At 54.2% G+C, this 17,409-nt stretch carries 13 protein-coding genes; 7 read left to right on the forward strand and 6 right to left on the reverse strand.

The window, feature by feature from the left end:
- The first annotated feature begins 95 nt into the window (after positions 1-95).
- Positions 96-1,160 (forward strand): DUF1835 domain-containing protein, encoded by a 1,065-nt coding sequence (locus MHH28_RS02905; RefSeq protein ID WP_405111551.1) that lies wholly within the window; start codon positions 96-98, stop codon positions 1,158-1,160.
- 302 nt (positions 1,161-1,462) lie between these two features.
- Positions 1,463-1,954, forward strand: coding sequence for a DinB family protein (locus tag MHH28_RS02910; RefSeq protein ID WP_405111553.1), 492 nt, complete (start codon positions 1,463-1,465; stop codon positions 1,952-1,954).
- A gap of 61 nt (positions 1,955-2,015) precedes the next feature.
- Here the strand turns inward: MHH28_RS02910 and MHH28_RS02915 are convergent, their stop codons facing one another.
- Entirely contained in the window at positions 2,016-3,692 is a 1,677-nt protein-coding gene (locus tag MHH28_RS02915) for an ABC transporter substrate-binding protein (protein WP_405111556.1), read from the reverse strand.
- A 122-nt stretch (positions 3,693-3,814) separates the two neighbouring features.
- Between MHH28_RS02915 and MHH28_RS02920 the strand changes: the two genes are divergently transcribed.
- Both MHH28_RS02920 and MHH28_RS02925 read left to right on the forward strand, forming a co-directional pair.
- A complete protein-coding gene (locus MHH28_RS02920) occupies positions 3,815-5,353 on the forward strand; it encodes a DUF4153 domain-containing protein (protein ID WP_405111559.1) in 1,539 nt (512 codons plus the stop codon).
- A gap of 64 nt (positions 5,354-5,417) precedes the next feature.
- Positions 5,418-6,116: a Crp/Fnr family transcriptional regulator gene (locus MHH28_RS02925; protein ID WP_405111561.1), complete on the forward strand. Its 699-nt coding sequence runs from the start codon at positions 5,418-5,420 to the stop codon at positions 6,114-6,116.
- 51 nt (positions 6,117-6,167) lie between these two features.
- Here MHH28_RS02925 and MHH28_RS02930 read toward each other — a convergent pair whose 3' ends face one another.
- Entirely contained in the window at positions 6,168-7,250 is a 1,083-nt protein-coding gene (locus MHH28_RS02930; RefSeq protein ID WP_405111562.1) for a nucleotidyltransferase domain-containing protein, read from the reverse strand.
- 241 nt (positions 7,251-7,491) lie between these two features.
- On the opposite strand from MHH28_RS02930, the gene MHH28_RS02935 reads away from it, so the two are divergent.
- From MHH28_RS02935 to MHH28_RS02945, 3 genes are all read left to right on the forward strand, one after another.
- Positions 7,492-11,379 carry a discoidin domain-containing protein gene (locus tag MHH28_RS02935; RefSeq protein WP_405111565.1) on the forward strand — a complete coding sequence of 1,296 codons (3,888 nt, stop codon included), beginning with the start codon at positions 7,492-7,494 and terminating at the stop codon, positions 11,377-11,379.
- 537 nt (positions 11,380-11,916) lie between these two features.
- Positions 11,917-12,840 carry a cysteine synthase A gene (gene cysK / locus MHH28_RS02940; RefSeq protein WP_405111568.1) on the forward strand — a complete coding sequence of 308 codons (924 nt, stop codon included), beginning with the start codon at positions 11,917-11,919 and terminating at the stop codon, positions 12,838-12,840.
- 19 nt (positions 12,841-12,859) lie between these two features.
- Complete coding sequence (locus MHH28_RS02945) at positions 12,860-13,888, forward strand: hypothetical protein (protein ID WP_405111570.1); 1,029 nt, start codon at positions 12,860-12,862, stop codon at positions 13,886-13,888.
- Positions 13,889-13,917: 29 nt separating this feature from the next.
- Here MHH28_RS02945 and MHH28_RS02950 read toward each other — a convergent pair whose 3' ends face one another.
- The 4 genes from MHH28_RS02950 to MHH28_RS02965 all read right to left on the reverse strand — a co-directional run bounded on the left by MHH28_RS02950 (position 13,918) and on the right by MHH28_RS02965 (position 17,233).
- Positions 13,918-14,433, reverse strand: a complete 516-nt coding sequence (locus MHH28_RS02950) for a VanZ family protein (RefSeq protein WP_405111573.1) — start codon at positions 14,431-14,433, stop codon at positions 13,918-13,920.
- The gene (locus tag MHH28_RS02955) at positions 14,430-15,299 is read right to left on the reverse strand and encodes a D-alanyl-D-alanine carboxypeptidase family protein (protein WP_405111576.1); all 870 of its coding nucleotides are present in this window, start codon (positions 15,297-15,299) and stop codon (positions 14,430-14,432) included. The genes MHH28_RS02950 and MHH28_RS02955 overlap by 4 nt, the downstream gene beginning before the upstream one ends.
- A 148-nt stretch (positions 15,300-15,447) precedes the next feature.
- Positions 15,448-16,545 carry an ATP-binding protein gene (locus MHH28_RS02960; protein WP_405111578.1) on the reverse strand — a complete coding sequence of 366 codons (1,098 nt, stop codon included), beginning with the start codon at positions 16,543-16,545 and terminating at the stop codon, positions 15,448-15,450.
- Positions 16,538-17,233 (reverse strand): response regulator transcription factor, encoded by a 696-nt coding sequence (locus MHH28_RS02965; RefSeq protein ID WP_405111581.1) that lies wholly within the window; start codon positions 17,231-17,233, stop codon positions 16,538-16,540. The genes MHH28_RS02960 and MHH28_RS02965 overlap by 8 nt, the downstream gene beginning before the upstream one ends.
- Between the last annotated feature and the right edge of the window lie 176 nt (positions 17,234-17,409).

Here is a 17,409-nt window from a genome sequence, read left to right on the forward strand (position 1 = left end):
TGCCTCTTGGGGGTACTAAATTTACTATAGAGGTAGAGCTCGGTAATAGGGCAGAGGTTAGGACATTCTAACAGAGGTGAATCTATTTGAAGGATATGCTGGCGATCAAAAAGGCTGTAAGTACGCTCAGGGATGAGGAAGTGAAGCTGCATCTGATGCAGCTTCTGGCGGGAATTGGCGAGTTGAAGGAGCAGAGCGAACTGCTGGAGAGTGCGCTGGAGGAGCATATGGCGGAGCCGGTTGCCAGATTGATTGACCAGTACTCGTCGCTGATGAGTCTTCCGGCGCAGCGGGCATTCTGGGACCCTGCGCCGGACAGCACCCATGTTCATATCCTCTGCGGGGATTCCTTCGGAGGCAGTATGAAGCAAGCGCTGAAGGGACTTAGCTGGACCGATACACATAAGCTGATTATTTTGCGGGAGAATTATGCTATAGGTCCGCTGGAGCAGTTGGATACGCCAGTAGGGAGGAAAGTGCGCAGCGACTGGTTCCGCCAAAATATAACGGAAAATTATAATATCTCATATGATTGTGAAGAAGAGTATACGGAGAAGCTGGACAATCTGGAGCAGATTCCTGAACAGGCCAAGGTTGTGATCTGGACCAGCGGCAATGCTTGCGAGCAGACTGCGCTGCGTCTAACCGCTCATCTGCTGGGGAACCGGCAGAATGAGCTCATAATGATTGATGCCTGCGCCATCTGTGAGCAGCTGTTTAACCGGCCGGATGCCTTTATTAATTACTGTCATTCCGGTGAGATTCCGTCAGACAAGCTCCGGGAAGCACTTCTGTGGATTAATGACGGCAGCAGGCTAACTACTGAGGATATCGCGCAGTTGTCTCAGGAATGGCAGGCAATTTCCGGGCAGTCCGGCGTCCTGCGAATCTGGCAGGAGGACACCCTGCTGGAGGTGCCCGCTGATTATTACGACGGCTATCTGCTGGAAAAGCTGGATTCACTAACACCCCCGCCAGGAGAAGACGGGTTCCTGAAATCAGCACGGCTAGTTGGAGAGGCGCTCGGATACTGTGAGCAGTATGTCGGTGATACTTATTTCGAGCATAGGGTGAGGGAGTTGATCTACAGCGGGGTCCTGGAGATCAAAGGCGTTCCCACAGCGATGAGATTCTATAGCATCCGGCGCAAGAAAGGGTAAGTTATTAGGAAGCACTAATGAAATTAACGAAAAGCAAAAGAAGCGGAGGGGAAATTTGGAACTGTAGGAGCGAAAGCGTCCGCCTGAAAGCTTTCCGAAGGAAAGCTCGCATCGTAAGCAACAGCTGTGTTTGGATTTCTACCGCTAGAAGCGGTTTAAATCAGGAAATCCAAACTGGGCAGCGGCCGGAGGGCCAAATGTTCACCGCAGTGACGACCAAGCATTGGGTTCAAATGTTCACCGCAGTGACGACTAAGATTTGAGTTCAATTATTAGGTGTACAAGGCAAAAGGAGGCCAACCATGCAAACCTTATTTCTTTATAACTGGCAGGTCCGTGAGGAATGGTATCAATGGTGCGGGGAGCTTCCGGAAGAAGAACTGGTGAAGACACGCATTGGCGGGGTGGGCGGAATCCTGCAGACGCTGGTGCATATAGTGGATGTGGAATTAAGCTGGGTCCGGGATATGGAAGGGAAGCCGGATATCCGTTTAGACTTCACGGAGTACAATACTTTGCAGAAAATCAGAGAGGTGGACGCACGCTTCCGGCCTGAGGTGGAGTCCTTCGTAATGGCCTGGAATGAGGGATTGGAACGGAGGATTCTAAGGGAGGATAAGCCGGATGGGCAGGTTACCCAGCATAGATGGGGCGAAGTGATGCGCCATGTTGCCGCGCATGAGATTCATCACATCGGCCAGCTCTCCATCTGGTCAAGGGAACTCGGCCGGAAGCCAGTCTCGCCTAATCTGGTGGGCAGAGGTCTGGCTACGTATTTACCCGGTACAGAATAAAGGAGGCTGCGGGTCCTAAAATAGTCTGGCGGTGCAGCCTCCCCGGCCTTCTACTTCGTATCTACAGCTCCGGCGGAAACCAGAGATGGCGCAGATCGACCCAGCCCTGGCTGTTGAAGGTCACGCCGCGCACGCTGGGCAGATAAGCGGTCTCGGCAGGCCGCTCGTAGAGGATATGCAGCTGGTGGTCTCGCGTCAGGGTGTCCTCTATAATACGGAAGCCTTCTGCACGCACTGCGGCGTCAGGCTCCCGCGAGATCTGGCGCAGCCTGCCCTCAATGCCCGCGCGGGTGCGCGGATCAATATGCTGCGAGAGGGTCAGATACAGGTCGTACAGCCGGAGCTGCTCGTCCTGGTCACGAAGCAGCGAGAAGACGATCAGGTCGGCCTTCAGACGGATCGGGCCTTTGAATTCCTCCGGCGACACGGATAACACCTTGCAGGCATATCCATGCTGCGTTAGCCTTGCGGCAATGTATTCCGCATCTCCGGCATATTGCGGGATCGTGGCAATCTGCAAGGCTTCTGCCGGAGGCGCGGCAGAAGGCCGGAAAGGCTCTCTTGGAACTTCCCGGAGACAGGACAGCAGCTCGGCACGGAGAAGGGGATCGCTCAGCGGTCCCTTTTTCTTCGTGTTGCAGGTTACAAATTTGCGGACATAGGACTCGGAGTGGATTCGGCTTAGAGAGTCTGCACCCGCTGCTGACGGATTCGGGATGACATGGAAGGCAGAGCCGGTCTCCGAGGGCTCGCGCTCAAGGCTCCACGGGACATAGATAATCTCCACACGGTCCAGATGGGCCCGCCCCTGGAAATAATACGGGAACACCTCCAGCACACAGGTATCCTCGTTCATCTCTACGACCTTGAAGGGACCGGTGCCCGCCGGCCTCCGTCCGAACAGATTCTCCCCAATGGTTTCCAGATCGCGGGGCACAATAGCCGCCCGGCTGGTACAGAGGAAGGGAAGGAAGAGTTCATTCGGCTTCTTCAGCAGAATGCGGACGGTTGAAGCATTCAAGGCCTGGACCTCCTGAATCTCCTTGACAATATAACTGTACAGCATGCGCTGCGAGGTAGACATCATCCGTTCGAACGAGTAGACGACATCCTCGGCGGTCAGTACCTTGCCATGATGGAACAAGACCTCCTTGCGCAGATGAAAAGTCCAGGCCGTCCGGCTCCCGTCCGTCTCCCAGGCATGAGCCAGACCGGGGATGACCTTGCCGCGTTCACCGCTGCGGCCGACCAGCCCGTCAAAAACATGGCTGGAGACAAACGACTCCGCCAGCAAATTCATATAGAGCGGATCGAAGGTATGGAGCTGCTGGGTGACGGGCAGCCGCAGCGTATCGATCCGCTTGTCGCTGTGCACCTCGGCATGATGCCCGAAGTAAGTCAGCAGCCAGCCTTGCAGCGTGTCCTGCAGCGATGAGGTGCGGGCATGTCCGCGGATACCCTCCAGGGCACTGCTGATATCCTTGCTGCTTATTGCCTGCTTCATGGATTCCAGGGCAATGTCCTCGGCAGCGGCGAGGATTACCAGCTTGGAGCGCCGCCCCCGTCCCCGGCTGGGGGTCCAGGTGATCCAGCCCAGACCGGCCATTTTGCGGATGACATGCAGTGCATTGCGGTGTGTGCAGCCAAGAGTCAAGGCCAGCTCGTCCAGGGTAACAGAGATCTCTGCCGGGCCTCCATGATGGGAATGCAGCTTCAGGAATTGATTGTGCAGCTTCATCTGGGAACTCTCCTCCTGCCTATTTTGTAAAATAGGAAATTAATATTATTATATTTCTCTTTTTCTTCTTATTTTATCAGCTAAAATCAGGGTATGACAGTAAAAAGATGGGGGAATTTACCATGGGTGATCAAACTGCATCCAAACCGGGGCTTGGGCGTCTGGCCTTATTGGCCGCACTTGTGCTTGCGATTGTACATCAGTACCTGTTCTACGGCAAGATGCCGGGGGCGTCATACCCGATTTTTGTCACGTTGTTCTATGCCTTCATGCTGTATTTCGCCAAGGAGCGGCTGCGTAAGCAGACCTGGTTCAGCTATCTGTGGATGGCGTCTATTTTTCTGTTATCCCTGACTTATATGTTGTATGGTAACCTGTTTTTCTTCGCGCTTAATTTCGTTGTGATTCCGGTGCTGATTCTATTACATATGACCTATATGCTTAGTTACCGCAAGCCTGCCTGGAGCGGCTTCGCCCTGATCGGCGCGGCGCTTGAGCATCTGTTCCCGCAAAGTCTGCGCAACTGGTCCACAGCACTGAAGCTGCTGCGCAGGGGCAAGGACGGGATGGCGAATGAACGCAAGCAGGTATTGATGCGGGTGCTGATCGGCCTGCTGATTTCCGTGCCGCTGCTGCTGATTGTCATCTCGCTGCTGTCTACGGCGGACGGGGTATTCAGTCAGTTGCTGGCAGCGCTGCCGGGGGTTTTTGATAATATTTCGCTGGGGGACTGGGTCTTCAGAGGCCTGTGGGTCCTGCTGCTCACTCTCTTCCTGTTCGGCTTCGTCTGGGGGTTTGTACAGAGTAAATCCTATATCCGCTCCCCTTTGGTCAGTGAGTTTGATGCGATGGGACAGAAGCTGGAAGCGGCTGAAGCAGGAGAGGACGGTATCGGTCTTGATGACCCGGTCATTATCACTACCGTGCTGACCGCGATTAATGCTGTGTACATGCTGTTTGTGAGTGTCCAGTTCTCGTATCTGTTCGGGGCCTGGGACGGGATTCTGCCGGAGAACAGTACGTATGCGGACTATGCGCGGAGCGGTTTTCTGGAGCTGATTCTGGTCACTTCGATTAACTTCGCAATCCTGCTGCTGTCCTTGCTGGCGGTGCGCAAAGCGGGCGGTATCCTGAAGCGGGTGATTCAGCTCCTGCTGTATATTCTGGTGCTATGCTCCATGGTCATGCTGTATTCTGCGTTCTCGCGGCTGACTCTATATGAAGAGGCTTACGGTTCCACCTACATCCGGTTCCTGGTGCATGCCTTCATGATCTTCCTCGGATTGCTGCTGGTGCTGGCGGCCGTGCGGATTAGCCGGGAACCCTTCCCGCTTCTAAAATGCTACATTGTGCTCGGTCTGCTCTCCTACGTGCTCATGAACTATATAGGGATGGATCATATCATTGCGAAGCAGAATATCCATCGTTATGAAGCAAGCGGTACGCTGGATGCCGGTTATCTGGCCGGGCTCTCCGCAGATGTGGTTCCAGAGCTAATCGAATTCAGCAAGAAGGAGAAGGGGATTCTGGACAAGGCGCTGCGCAGCAGACTGGCTGAAAGCAATCAGACTCAGCGGAGCTGGCCTTCGTTCAATCTGGCCCATTACCGGGAGCAGAGAGCATTGGAGGATTATTTTGCCGGAGAGGTAATGCAGAAATAGCTTCCGTCCGTTAACTTGTGTTACAGTGATTTCAGCTAAGATGACACAAGGAGAGTAGAACCTCATGCAATCGATAATGAATCCGGAAGCGGTTCGGAGCCTCACCGAGCAGAATGGCCTCACGGCCATGTTCAACAGCAGCGCCATTGCCCAGATGGAGCTTCGGCGTTACGGAGGCGGGGAGGCGGTCTGCTCGGTGGGCGACCGGCTGGAGCATATGTTTTTCCTGATGCAGGGCAAGCTGAAGATTCATACGCTGCTGCCGAACGGCAAGTCGATGCTGGTCCGGTTCGCCCGGCCGATGTCGGTGATCGGGGATGTGGAGCTGCTGCGCCAGTATCCTGTCAAGAACGAGGTGGTCTCCGTAGGGGACAGCCTGCTGCTGGTCGCCGGAAGGAAGCTGCTGCTCCGGGAGATTGAAGACAATACGGCGCTGCTGCGCTTCCTGGTCGGAGAGCTGAGCCACAAAATGTACACGCTCGGCCAGACCTCAGCGATGAACGTGCTCTATCCGGTGGAGAACCGGTTCGCCAGCTATCTGATGTCGCTGTTCGCGGACAACACGGGCGCCCAGCGCGTAGAGGAGATCCGTACCTCCAGTCTTACAGAGACCGCCGATTTGCTGGGCACCAGCTACCGGCATCTGAACCGGGTAGTGCGCCGCCTGATTGAAGACGGTATTATTGAACGCCGGAACGGCCGGCTGATTGTACGGGACGAAGAGCGGCTGGCAATGCTGGCGAACGGGAATTTGTATGATTAGATGAAGCCCCCGCCCTGAACGAAAGGGAGGGGGCTTCGTGCTGCTTAATCGCTACTGCTTCATATATTGCCGGTACAGCTCTTCAAAAGTATCGTATCGCTCTACCTGCCGGCCGACCCGGCGGTATTCCTCCAGATAGTCATCCATTGCCAAGAGAAACCGGTCCTTGAACAGATCCAGATAGTCCACATCAAAATACTGCATAAGATTGAACTTCCGCGTTCCCCGCGACTCGGTCATCTCATCCAGCAGACCCTGCGCTCCCATGGCGGCGTAAAAGGCGTAAGAGGCATCCTTACTTTCAACGCTGGAAATCACCTTGTTACGGTAGTTGCACCATAATTCCTCATAGGTACCCTTCAGATTATCATAGGTGGGCACAGGCTGTTCCACATATTGCTGATGCAGCGTTTTGTAAAGCTCAAGGAGGCTATTCAGCAGGAAACGGGATGTGCTTCTGATCTCATCCACATTTTTGGCGCGGATCACATTCCAGTAGTTCGTCTCGAAATCCCCCGGAAGATGCCGGAAGGACTTCACCTCCTCCAGATAACGCTTCAGTCCTCTCTGAAAATACCTATTATTCATATGCGACAAAGCGTTCACCAGATTATACACCATTTCGGCTGATGCCAGCCTGACTGACCCGATATCCTCATGCAGACAAGTATTTGCATACTCCTGCTTCGCCAGATCAATCCACTTCTTCGCCCGTTCCAGGCATTCGCTTCCAATGGACTTCGCCAGTGCATCCTGCGCCCGCTGCTGATAGGCTCTCAGCTTGTCCATATATTCCGGCTTCGCGCAGTAGAGCACCAGCAGATCGGTCAGACTGGAGATCATCGGACTCTCAAGCGCGGCCTGATCTTCAATCCGGGTCTCCCAGGGCGTGCAGTAGATATCATATCCGACATCCCCGAGAATGAAGCAGGATGAGATGTCCCAGCCTTCATTGTTGTTATTGATGATGATGAGATCGAGATCGCTTTTGTCATGGAAATCGCCGGTTCTGAAAGAGCCCGCAAGCCCGATCACCGCAATCTCCTCCGGAAAATCCCGTTTGGCCCGTTCGATCACCATGCGGATTAATTTTTCATTTTTGGATAATAGCTCCTGCCTAATACTTTCATTCATAGCTGATTCCTCCTGCGCTGTGGCTTGTTGTTGTACTCATTGTAAAAGGATCTGCCGCGCAAGGGTATGCCGACTTCGGTTAGGTTCATTCTCTGCCTGAACGCTCCGTATGTACGCACATACTTTTCATAGAATACGCCATCGACCTGAGCCAGGCTCTATCTTATATTATTACCATAATTTGTTTTATGAAAGCGCATACTCGAAGGTGGAACCATAATCTATGGGAGGTGGTTGTTAAATGATCAGCAGAACCAGGTCTTCAGTGAAAAGGACATTCCTCATGTACAGTCTGATGCTTGTGTTATGTGTGGGACAGCTCGCGTTATTTCCGGCAACGGGGGCGGCGGCAGGCAATCTGGCTCAAGGCAAGACGATTAGCGCAAGCTCAGTCGGGGATGTGTATGCAGCAGTGAACGCCAATGATGGTAACCAGGGGTCGTACTGGGAGAGTGCCAGCAATGCTTTTCCGCAATGGATCAAGGTGGATCTGGGTGCCGGCAGCAGTGTGAATCAGGTTGTACTCAAGCTGCCCGCAGCCTGGGAATCAAGAACGCAGACGTTGTCGGTTCAAGGCAGTACGGATGATACCTCATACAGTAATCTGGCTGCTTCTGCAGGGTATGTGTTCAATCCTTCCAGCGGCTCCAACTCCGTCACGATTCCCTTCACTGCAACAACCGCCCGTTATATCAAAATAAACTTCACGGCCAACACCGGCTGGCCTGCTGCGCAGCTGTCGGAGATTGAGGTGTACGGCACCACGGCCTCTCCACCCGGAACCTACGAAGCGGAGGCCGCCGCCTTATCCGGCGGGGCCAAGACGAATACCGATCACAGCGGCTATACCGGTGCGGCCTTCGTTGACGGCTATCTGACGCAGGGAGCAACCACAACCTTCACGGTAACGGCTCCGGCGGCAGGGAATTACAGCGCAGCACTGCGGTATGCTAATGCGTCAGGCAGTACGAAGACGCTGAGTGTCTACGTGAATGGCGTGAAGATCAGGCAGACGCAGCTTGCCAACATGCCAAGCTGGGATAACTGGTCCACGCAGGCTGAGGTGGTAGCCTTAGCTGCCGGAACTAACACGATTGCCTACAAATATGAGGCGTCCGACTCCGGGAACGTGAATCTGGATCAGCTTGTATTGACAGCTTCAACGGCACCAACGGCAACGGTCGCCCCTACGCCTGTTCCAACGATAGTGCCGACAGTTGCGCCAACGCCTATGCCAACTACCACACCAACCGTAGCTCCAACGCCAACATCTACACCTGTGCCAACACCAACTGCCACACCAGTCCCTACAGCAACCCCTACCACAGGTCCCGGCGTGAACCTGGCGATCGGCAAAGCCGTGAATGCTTCCTCCTCCGTCTTCACCTTTGTTCCGGCCAATGCTAATGATGGAGATGTCACCACCTACTGGGAAGGAGCAGGGGGGGATTATCCGAACACGCTAACTGTTAACCTGGGTGCGAACGCCAATATAACTTCAGTAGTAGTGAAGCTGAATCCGGCAGCAGCCTGGTCGGCCCGTACCCAGACCATTCAAGTCCTGGGGCATAATCAGTCGGCAGGCACGTTCGCTAGTCTGGTACCGGCAAGCGTGTATACCTTCAATCCGGCCAGCGGCAATGCAGTGACCATTCCGGTCACAGCAACCGTCAGTGAGCTGCAGCTGAAATTCACAGCGAACTCCGGTTCAAGCGCCGGACAGGTAGCGGAGCTCCAGATCATCGGCACACCGGGGGCGAACCCGGATTTGACGGTAACGGGGATGTCATGGAGCCCCTCCGCACCGGTAGAGACAGATTCTCTCACTTTGAACGCTACAGTGAAAAACAGCGGTTCTGCTTCATCCGCAGCTACCAATATGAGCTTTTATCTCGGCAACGTTCTTGCCGGAAATGCCCCAGTGGGTGCACTGGCCGCAGGGGCTTCGGCAAATGTCTCCTTCAGCGCTGGTGCCAAGGATGCCGGAACCTATACGGTAAGCGCCAAGGTGGATGAGAGCAACAATGTTGTGGAACTGAATGACGGCAATAACAGCTATACGCATCCTTCAGCCCTTACAGTAAACCAGGTATCCAGCTCCGATCTGATCGCCTCACCGGTCAGCTGGTCTCCTGGCAATCCGGCAGGGGGCAATGTGGTCAGCTTCGCAGTTGCCATCAAGAATCAGGGATCAGCTTCCTCGGCAAGCGGCGCTCATAATATCACCCTGACTCTGACCGATGCTACAACAGGCGCAGTCCTCAGAACGTTGACTGGCGCTTATAACGGTGTCATTGCTGCCGGAAGTACAACCGCTCCTGTGGCTCTTGGGACCTGGACGGCTGTGAACGGAAAATATAATGTGAAAACAGAAATTGTCGTGGACGGTAACGAATTGGCGCTAAAGCGGGCCAACAACATCCAGAATCAGCCGCTCTACATCGGACGCGGGGCCAATATGCCTTACGATATGTACGAGGCCGAAGATGGAGTGATCGGCGGCGGAGCGGTCAAGCTGACACCGAACCGGAATATCGGGGACCTGGCCGGTGAAGCTTCAGGCAGACGGGCCGTTACGCTGAATACCACAGGCAGCTACGTCGAGTTCACCACCAAAGCCAGTACGAATACCCTGGTCACCCGGTTCTCTATTCCCGACTCGGCCAGCGGTGACGGCACAACGGCGACCCTGAATATTTATGTCAATGGTGTCTTTAACAAAGCCATTACATTGAATTCCAAGTATGCCTGGCTCTATGGCTCAGAGACCAGTCCGGGCAATTCGCCAAGCGCCGGTTCCCCGCGCCATATCTATGATGAAGCGAATATCATGTTCGATACCACCATTCCGGCAGGCAGCACGATCCGGCTGCAGAAGGATGCAGCCAACACCTCGCAATATGCGATAGACTTCGTGAGCCTGGAGCAGGTATCGCCGATTGCCAATCCTGACCCGTCCAAGTATACCGTTCCGCTTGGATTCACGCATCAGGATGTGCAGAATGCGCTGGATAAGGTGCGTATGGATACAACGGGTAATCTTGTGGGTGTCTATCTTCCTGCCGGAAACTATGAGACCTCGAATAAATTCCAGGTCTACGGCAAGGCAGTGAAAATCATCGGAGCCGGACCGTGGTATACCCGGTTCTACGCGCCGCTCAACCAGTCGAATACAGACATCGGCTTCCGGGCGACAGATTCAGCTAACGGCTCAACCTTCTCGGGGTTCGCCTACTTCGGCAACTATACTTCACGGATTGACGGTCCCGGCAAGGTGTTCGACTTCTCCAATGTGGCGAACATAACGATCGACAATATCTGGACTGAACATCAGGTGTGTATGTACTGGGGGGCCAATACCGATTATATGGTGATCCGCAACTCCCGTATCCGCAACACCTTCGCCGACGGGATCAACATGACGAACGGCAGCACGAATAATCTCGTGTCCAATAATGAAGCCCGGGCTACCGGAGATGACAGCTTCGCGCTGTTCTCGGCGATTGATTCCGGCGGCTCGGACATGAAGGATAACGTCTATGAGAATCTGACCTCGATCCTGACCTGGCGGGCAGCCGGTGTTGCGGTATACGGCGGTTATGCCAATACCTTCCGCAACATCTACATCGCGGATACGCTCTGCTATTCAGGAATTACGATCAGCTCGCTCGATTTCGGTTATGCGATGAATGGCTTCGGCGCTTCGCCGACGACGAACTTCCAGAATATCTCGGTCGTCCGGGCAGGCGGACATTTCTGGGGCTCGCAGACCTTCCCGGCCATCTGGGTGTTCTCCGCCTCTAAGGTGTTCCAGGGAATCCGGGTGAGTGATGTGGATATTGTGGACCCGACCTATCACGGGATTATGTTCCAGACCAATTATGTCGGTTCTTCTCCGCAGTTCCCTGTCGCCGATACGATCTTCTCGAACGTTACAATTTCCGGTGCCCTCAAGAGCGGTGACGCCTTCGATGCCAAGTCCGGTGTCGGTATCTGGGCCAATGAATCGGCAGAGCCCGGCCAAGGCCCGGCAGTGGGCAATGTAGTCTTCAACAACCTGAAGATCCTGAATACAGTAACGCCGATCAAAAACACAACCTCCACGTTCACGATAACGGTGAATCCATAGGGGAATAAAGCACCGCCTTGTGTGAAGCAGCGCACAAACAACCGCCACCCGTGTGTCCGGGAGGCGGTTGTTTGTGCTGAATCGCTGCGGGGTCCTTAGGTTTACATTGCAGCATGACTACTGGCCCACATGGGTTACCTTTCACATCACGCCTGGCCCTAGGAAATCCTGCATCTTTTACAACAAATTAGTCTCTTCATAGCCTCCAAAACGGAAATGCTGCACAAATGGCAACAATGTGGACTCAGAATCTCCGATCTGCAGATTATTCCTGCAAAATGTGCAACAATCGGGGACCAGAGCTACTCTGCGGCTGGAAATCCTGCATAATGTACAACATTGCCGGTGTTGCAGATTCCACAATTCTTATGGTAGAGCTTACCTAAGCTACTATCCGCCATGATTGCCGGGTAATATGATCAAGTTCAGGCCCGATCATGGCCGCAACTCCTTAGAATCGACAAATGCTATCCCGTGACTATACAATGGGTGTTATATCGTGCATAGGATAAGGACCGAAACAAAGGAGGCACACCCATGACGAAGCGGGTAGTTGGCAATATTACGGAGCTGATCGGCAGCACGCCGGTTGTACGCTTGAACCGGGTAACCGGACCGGAGGACGCGGAGCTGTATGTGAAGCTGGAGATGTTCAATCCCAGCGGCAGCGTCAAGGACCGGGCGGCCTATAATCTGATCCGGCAGGCGGAGCAGGACGGACGGCTGCAGCCGGGCGGGACAATTATCGAGCCGACCAGCGGGAACACCGGGATTGGGCTGGCGATGAACGCGGCGGCGAAGGGGTATAAGGCTATCCTGATCATGCCGGATAATATGACGAAGGAACGGATCAATATCCTGAAGGCCTACGGAGCGGAAGTAGTGCTGACTCCGGCGGCGGAGCGGATGCCCGGCGCGATTGCCAAGGCGGTGGAGCTGGGACGGGAGATCCCCGGCAGCTTCATTCCGCAGCAGTTCGAGAATCCGGCGAACTCGGACATTCACCGTACCACTACCGCGCCGGAAATCCTGGAGCAGATGGAGGGCCGGCTGGATGTCTTCGTCGCCACCTCCGGAACCGGCGGCACCATTACCGGAACCGGCGAGGCGCTGCGCACTCACCTGCCGGAGCTGCGCGTGGTTGTCGTGGAACCGCAGGGTTCTCCGGTGCTGTCCGGCGGCCAGCCCGGACCGCATAAGCTGGTCGGTACCAGCCCCGGCTTCGTCCCGGCGATTCTGAATACCGGCATCTATGATGAGATCGTACAGGTATCCGATGAGGATGCCTTGGAGATGGTAAGAGAATTGGCCCGTACCGAGGGGATTCTGCTCGGCCCTTCCGGTGGTGCCGCAGTCTGGACAGCCCTGCAGGAAGCACGGCGGCTGGGACGGGGCAAGCGGGTGTTATGCATCGCTCCCGATACCGGTGAACGCTACCTCAGCATGGGGATATTCGATTAAATTCTACTGGAGGCCCGCTATGAATCAAGCGAAGCGCAGTTTCCGGCACCGGCTAAGAGCGGCCGGATGTCTTATTCTTGCCGCAGCCATAGGCCTTAGCCTGACCGGATGTGCCCGGCCGAACAGCAATGACGCTGCAAGCAGTGCAGAAGCTTCGGTCCGGCCTTCCTCGGGCAGTCCATCGTCTGCGCCGCAGCAGACGGATAGCCCGGCCAGTGCGGTCCCTACTGTATCTGCATCGGCAACACCAACGGTATCGGCTACGAATCCCCCGGAGGCCTTCCTTGACCCTGCCAAGCTGCGGCCTGTCTTCGGATTCGCCAGCGAGACCGGGAGTCATATTCTTGTCTCCAGGGAAGAGGAGGGGGCCGGGGGGCAGATGAAGTCCCTGAATACTGCCATCGGCAACGGAGGCCAGGTGCTGGCCGTGAAGCTGGAGAAGTGGCAAACGGGTAGCGATAACAACAACGGCCGGGAGCTGGCGAATAATATCCCTAATATGTCCGGTTATCTGTACAAGGTAGAAGGTGAAGCCGCTATGCGGGATGAGACCTATTATATGGTTGATTCAGCGGCCTTCCCGCAGGCGGCCTTGCTGGAGCTTCAGCCCGCTGACCCGGCAGGCCCGCAGCTTGCAGCCGGTGATCCGGTAAGGCAGAGTATAGCAGCAGCTAAAGGGCGGAAGATCCAGTCGGCCTGGAAGCTGGCCGGGCTGGGTGCGGACAGACAGCTCTATCTGGTGCAGTTCGTAAGACAAGATAAGGATATGCTGTTCAGCCTTGTCCTGGAGGAAGACGGGAAGCTCAGCTTCAAGGACTATCCTGCGGAGATTACAGACAATGAATATTCAGTCTGGCGTGTCGATGACGGCGGTGAGGTGAACCCGCAGATGTTCTCCCTGCTATTCGCGGCACATTCGGCAGACGGGCTGCTGCTTGGGCTGAACTGGTGGGGAGCGGAGGGTGTGAACAGCTTTTTCCTGACGCAGCAAGGGAATGGCTTCACAGAGCTGGCGATCGAATACAGCCGCTATATCTCCCCCTTGTGAGCAGGGCGGCCGGAGAGCAAGGCTCCCGGTCACTTCTGGGTGACGGAGAAGCCTTGTCTGCCTGTCATATAGATCATCATGATTGGGCGGATCAGCATATATCCGAGCATTCCGCCGAATGTATTCAGCAGCAGATCATCCACATCAAAGGTACCGATATAGAAGACAGCTTGCGAGCATTCCAGTACTGCGCTTAATGCGAAGGACCACAGGATGACTCCGGTGAAGGAGCCGCTGCCTTTTCCATTAGGGGACAACAGCACCAGGAAGATGCCGTAAGGGATGAACAAAGCGATATTTCCCAAGAAATTAACGACGGTGTTAGTGGTGAGATGGTGATAAGTGTCGGCCAGAGTAGCCAGTGGAATCAAATTTCCAGTTTGCAGACTGGCGGCTACATTGCCCGGTCCGTCCTGGAGCTGCTGCCAGAGAAATGGGAGATCCATCGAACCGAATTTGAACAAAATGATTTTAAACAAAATATACACGTAGACGGTAAACAGTACCTGTAAACCGTATGTTGTCCGCTTGTGTGCCTGACTCATTGTACATCACCGCTTTCTGCTGTCATAATCACGCCGTTCATATTGTCGCCGGAGAACTCCACATGCTGGGCTTCAGGGGTGGGGATGGGAGTATTCCCGTTGACTTCGATATAAGAAATCTGATATTCGACCCCGTCAACGGTAGTAACAATCGACTTCTGCTCCTTGAGGAATTCAAGGTATTCTTCCAGCGTGAAATTCTTGTCCCGCATAATCACACTGTGCGGTAGACCTACATACCGGAAATGCCAAGGCTCATACTTGATACCGGTTATGTCCGTTTTATCTTCAGGATAGCGCAGAATGAAGCCGTAATCCCACGCGTGCTCCCGCAGCCATTGCCCTTCAGGGGCATGGCTCATGGACATCTGGGAGGAGCCGATGTCAAGCGACAAGCCCAAGTTATGCTCGCTGTATCCGGGCGGGAGGGCGTAGTCGGCCCCTTTTTCCTCATAGAGCTGCTTCTGCTTCTCATTGTCCCGGTAACCGCTGCTGATCAGAAAGCTGTTAATGTCATCTCCGGCTGCGGCATGTACCATCTTGGTGAATTTCTCTGCCACTTGCTTGGAGAGCAGGGTTTTGTGATCCAGCAGCAGGTAGCCGGAAGTCAGCTCATCATAATCGGTAAGCCTTACAATATCCTCGCTGACTCCCGAGGGCTGAACGGGGTACTCCTTGTTGACCAGCAGCAGGTTACCCTGAAAGATCTGCTCCTTAGGGATCACTGTCAGATTCTTCGAATCTTTATCTGTAGAGAGTTGTACGGTCTCGATATTCAGCCCAGCCTTGGCATCCTCTTTGTCCGGGGACAGCCACTCATATCCGAGCAGCAACGCAATCACAATTACGAATAACCATTTCTTCATATCCTCGTCCTCCTTGGTTCAATGACTTAAGCATAGAGGAGCGTGTTTAAATAGAAGTGGGGGAAAGATAAAGTTTTTCTTAAAATATCACAGCAAAAAGCCGCCCTTCTAAAAGGACGGCAACACTGCAAGCGATACTTGGGCCAGGCTAGTGGATCAGACCCGGCAGACGGACCTCGAAGAGCGTGCGGATCGTGTCACTCTGTACGGAGATCGTCCCCTGATGCTGCTCGACGATATTTTTGGCAATGAACAATCCAAGGCCCGTACTGCCTTCCTGATGGGTCCGCGCCCTGTCGCCCGTATAGAACATATCGAAGAGAAAAGGCAGCTCTGCCGCCGGGATCATATCCCCGTAGTTGATCACCTGGACAATAATGTTCCCGCCCTCCGGGTAGCAGCGGAGATCGACATAACGGCCGTCTTTGCCGTAGCGTACCGCATTGGTCAGCAGGTTCTCAAACACCCGGGCCAGCAGCTCCCCGTCCCCGGTAATCCTGAGCTGCGGAGTGACCTCCATGCGGGCTGTCAGCCCGTTATTCTCCAGCAGCGGATATAATTCCTCGTTCAGCTGGACCAGCAGTTCGCTCAGATCAAGAGGACGCTGCTCCACGGTAAGCATGCCGTAGTTCATCCGGGTGATCTCGAACAGCTCATCGATCAGCTTTTCCAGCCGCTGGGATTTGGTGTAGGCAATCGTCGTGTAATGCTTAACTTGTTCGGCGGTCAACTCCCCGTCCTTTAGGACCAGATCCAGATAGCCGAGCACAGAGGTCAGCGGAGTCCGCAGATCATGAGCCAGATTCAGCACCAGCTTGTCCTTGCTGTTCTCGGCGAAGTCCCCGCGCTCTACCGCTTCCTGCAGCTTATCCTTGGCCAGATTGAGGTCCGCGGCAATATCCTCGAATTCATCATTGGAGAGGATGACAATACGGCTCTTGAAGTCCCCCGTTGCCAGAAGGCGGATATGCTGCGAGATTTCCTTGAAATAGCGGGCATACGGCTTGGTGAACAGGAAGAAGAACAGGAGTGCCAGCGGGATGAAGAAGATCAGGAAGAAATTCAGGTCTCCGAAATCGGCAATCAAGTAACGGAAGCGGGTCAGCTTATCCTCGAACTTCACCTGGGAGGTATAATACATTTGCAGGCTTTTATAGAGTATGAACGTAATGGCACCGGAGCAGAGCATACTCAGCACCAGCAGCGAAATCATTTTGAAGCGGAAGCTGCGGACAAGATTAGCCATTGAACGTATATCCTACTCCCCAGATCGTTTTGATCCATGTATTTTTATTCTGGTCATCGCCCAGCTTTTTGCGCAGGGTGCGGATATGGACCATCACGGTGTTTCCGCCTTCATAATAAGCCTCACCCCAGATTTGCTGAAAAAGCTGCTCAGCGCTGAATACTTTCTTGGGGTAGCTGGCGAGCAAATAGAGAATATCGAATTCCTTCGGCGTCAGCTCCACGGGATTTCCGTACAAGGACACGGAACGGCGGTCCGGATCAACGGTCAGGCCCCCGGCTTCCACCACGGCCTTCTGCTCGGTAACCGGCTGGTTCAGCTTCATGGAACGTCTGAGCTGCGCGTTCACTCTGGCGACCAGCTCCATGGGGTTGAACGGCTTGGTCATATAATCGTCGGCGCCGATGACAAGACCGGTGATTTTATCCAGATCCGAAGTCTTCGCGCTCACAAAAATAATCGGCAGCCCGTGCTGCTCCCGGATCTGCCGGGTCACCTCATACCCGTCCAGCCCGGGCATCATAATATCCAGAATCGCCAGGTCGATATGCCTGGACTGGATGACCTGCACCGCTGCCGGGCCGCTGGTCACTTTTATGGGGTGATAGCCCTCTTTTTCCAGATGCAGTCCGATCAAGTCGGCAATTTCCGCATCATCGTCGGCGATTAGAATACTAATTCGTTTCATTTCATTATCTCTCCTGTAGTGTCAGCATGAAATTGTACATAGTTGTGTTTCAATTTATATAGTGTAACCTATCGGATATGGTTTCGCTAACTGCTATGATAGGAAGATGGGAGCTATGAACAGATTGAATTAACTTTTAAATACTCAAATCTGTAACATATACGGGCGGACATAGC

The sequence above is a fragment of the Paenibacillus sp. FSL K6-1217 genome, from assembly GCF_045040735.1.
Lineage (GTDB): Bacteria > Bacillota > Bacilli > Paenibacillales > Paenibacillaceae > Paenibacillus_AQ.

Coding starts and splice junctions, on each gene's coding strand:
- MHH28_RS02960 (WP_405111578.1), bottom strand. CDS start 16,545: ATGGCTAATCTTGTCCGCAGCTTCCGCTTCAAAATGATTTCGCTGCTG.
- MHH28_RS02950 (WP_405111573.1), bottom strand. CDS start 14,433: ATGAGTCAGGCACACAAGCGGACAACATACGGTTTACAGGTACTGTTT.
- MHH28_RS02930 (WP_405111562.1), bottom strand. CDS start 7,250: ATGAATGAAAGTATTAGGCAGGAGCTATTATCCAAAAATGAAAAATTA.
- MHH28_RS02905 (WP_405111551.1), top strand. CDS start 96: ATGCTGGCGATCAAAAAGGCTGTAAGTACGCTCAGGGATGAGGAAGTG.
- MHH28_RS02925 (WP_405111561.1), top strand. CDS start 5,418: ATGCAATCGATAATGAATCCGGAAGCGGTTCGGAGCCTCACCGAGCAG.
- MHH28_RS02915 (WP_405111556.1), bottom strand. CDS start 3,692: ATGAAGCTGCACAATCAATTCCTGAAGCTGCATTCCCATCATGGAGGC.
- MHH28_RS02910 (WP_405111553.1), top strand. CDS start 1,463: ATGCAAACCTTATTTCTTTATAACTGGCAGGTCCGTGAGGAATGGTAT.
- MHH28_RS02965 (WP_405111581.1), bottom strand. CDS start 17,233: ATGAAACGAATTAGTATTCTAATCGCCGACGATGATGCGGAAATTGCC.
- MHH28_RS02935 (WP_405111565.1), top strand. CDS start 7,492: ATGATCAGCAGAACCAGGTCTTCAGTGAAAAGGACATTCCTCATGTAC.
- MHH28_RS02920 (WP_405111559.1), top strand. CDS start 3,815: ATGGGTGATCAAACTGCATCCAAACCGGGGCTTGGGCGTCTGGCCTTA.
- MHH28_RS02945 (WP_405111570.1), top strand. CDS start 12,860: ATGAATCAAGCGAAGCGCAGTTTCCGGCACCGGCTAAGAGCGGCCGGA.
- MHH28_RS02955 (WP_405111576.1), bottom strand. CDS start 15,299: ATGAAGAAATGGTTATTCGTAATTGTGATTGCGTTGCTGCTCGGATAT.
- cysK (WP_405111568.1), top strand. CDS start 11,917: ATGACGAAGCGGGTAGTTGGCAATATTACGGAGCTGATCGGCAGCACG.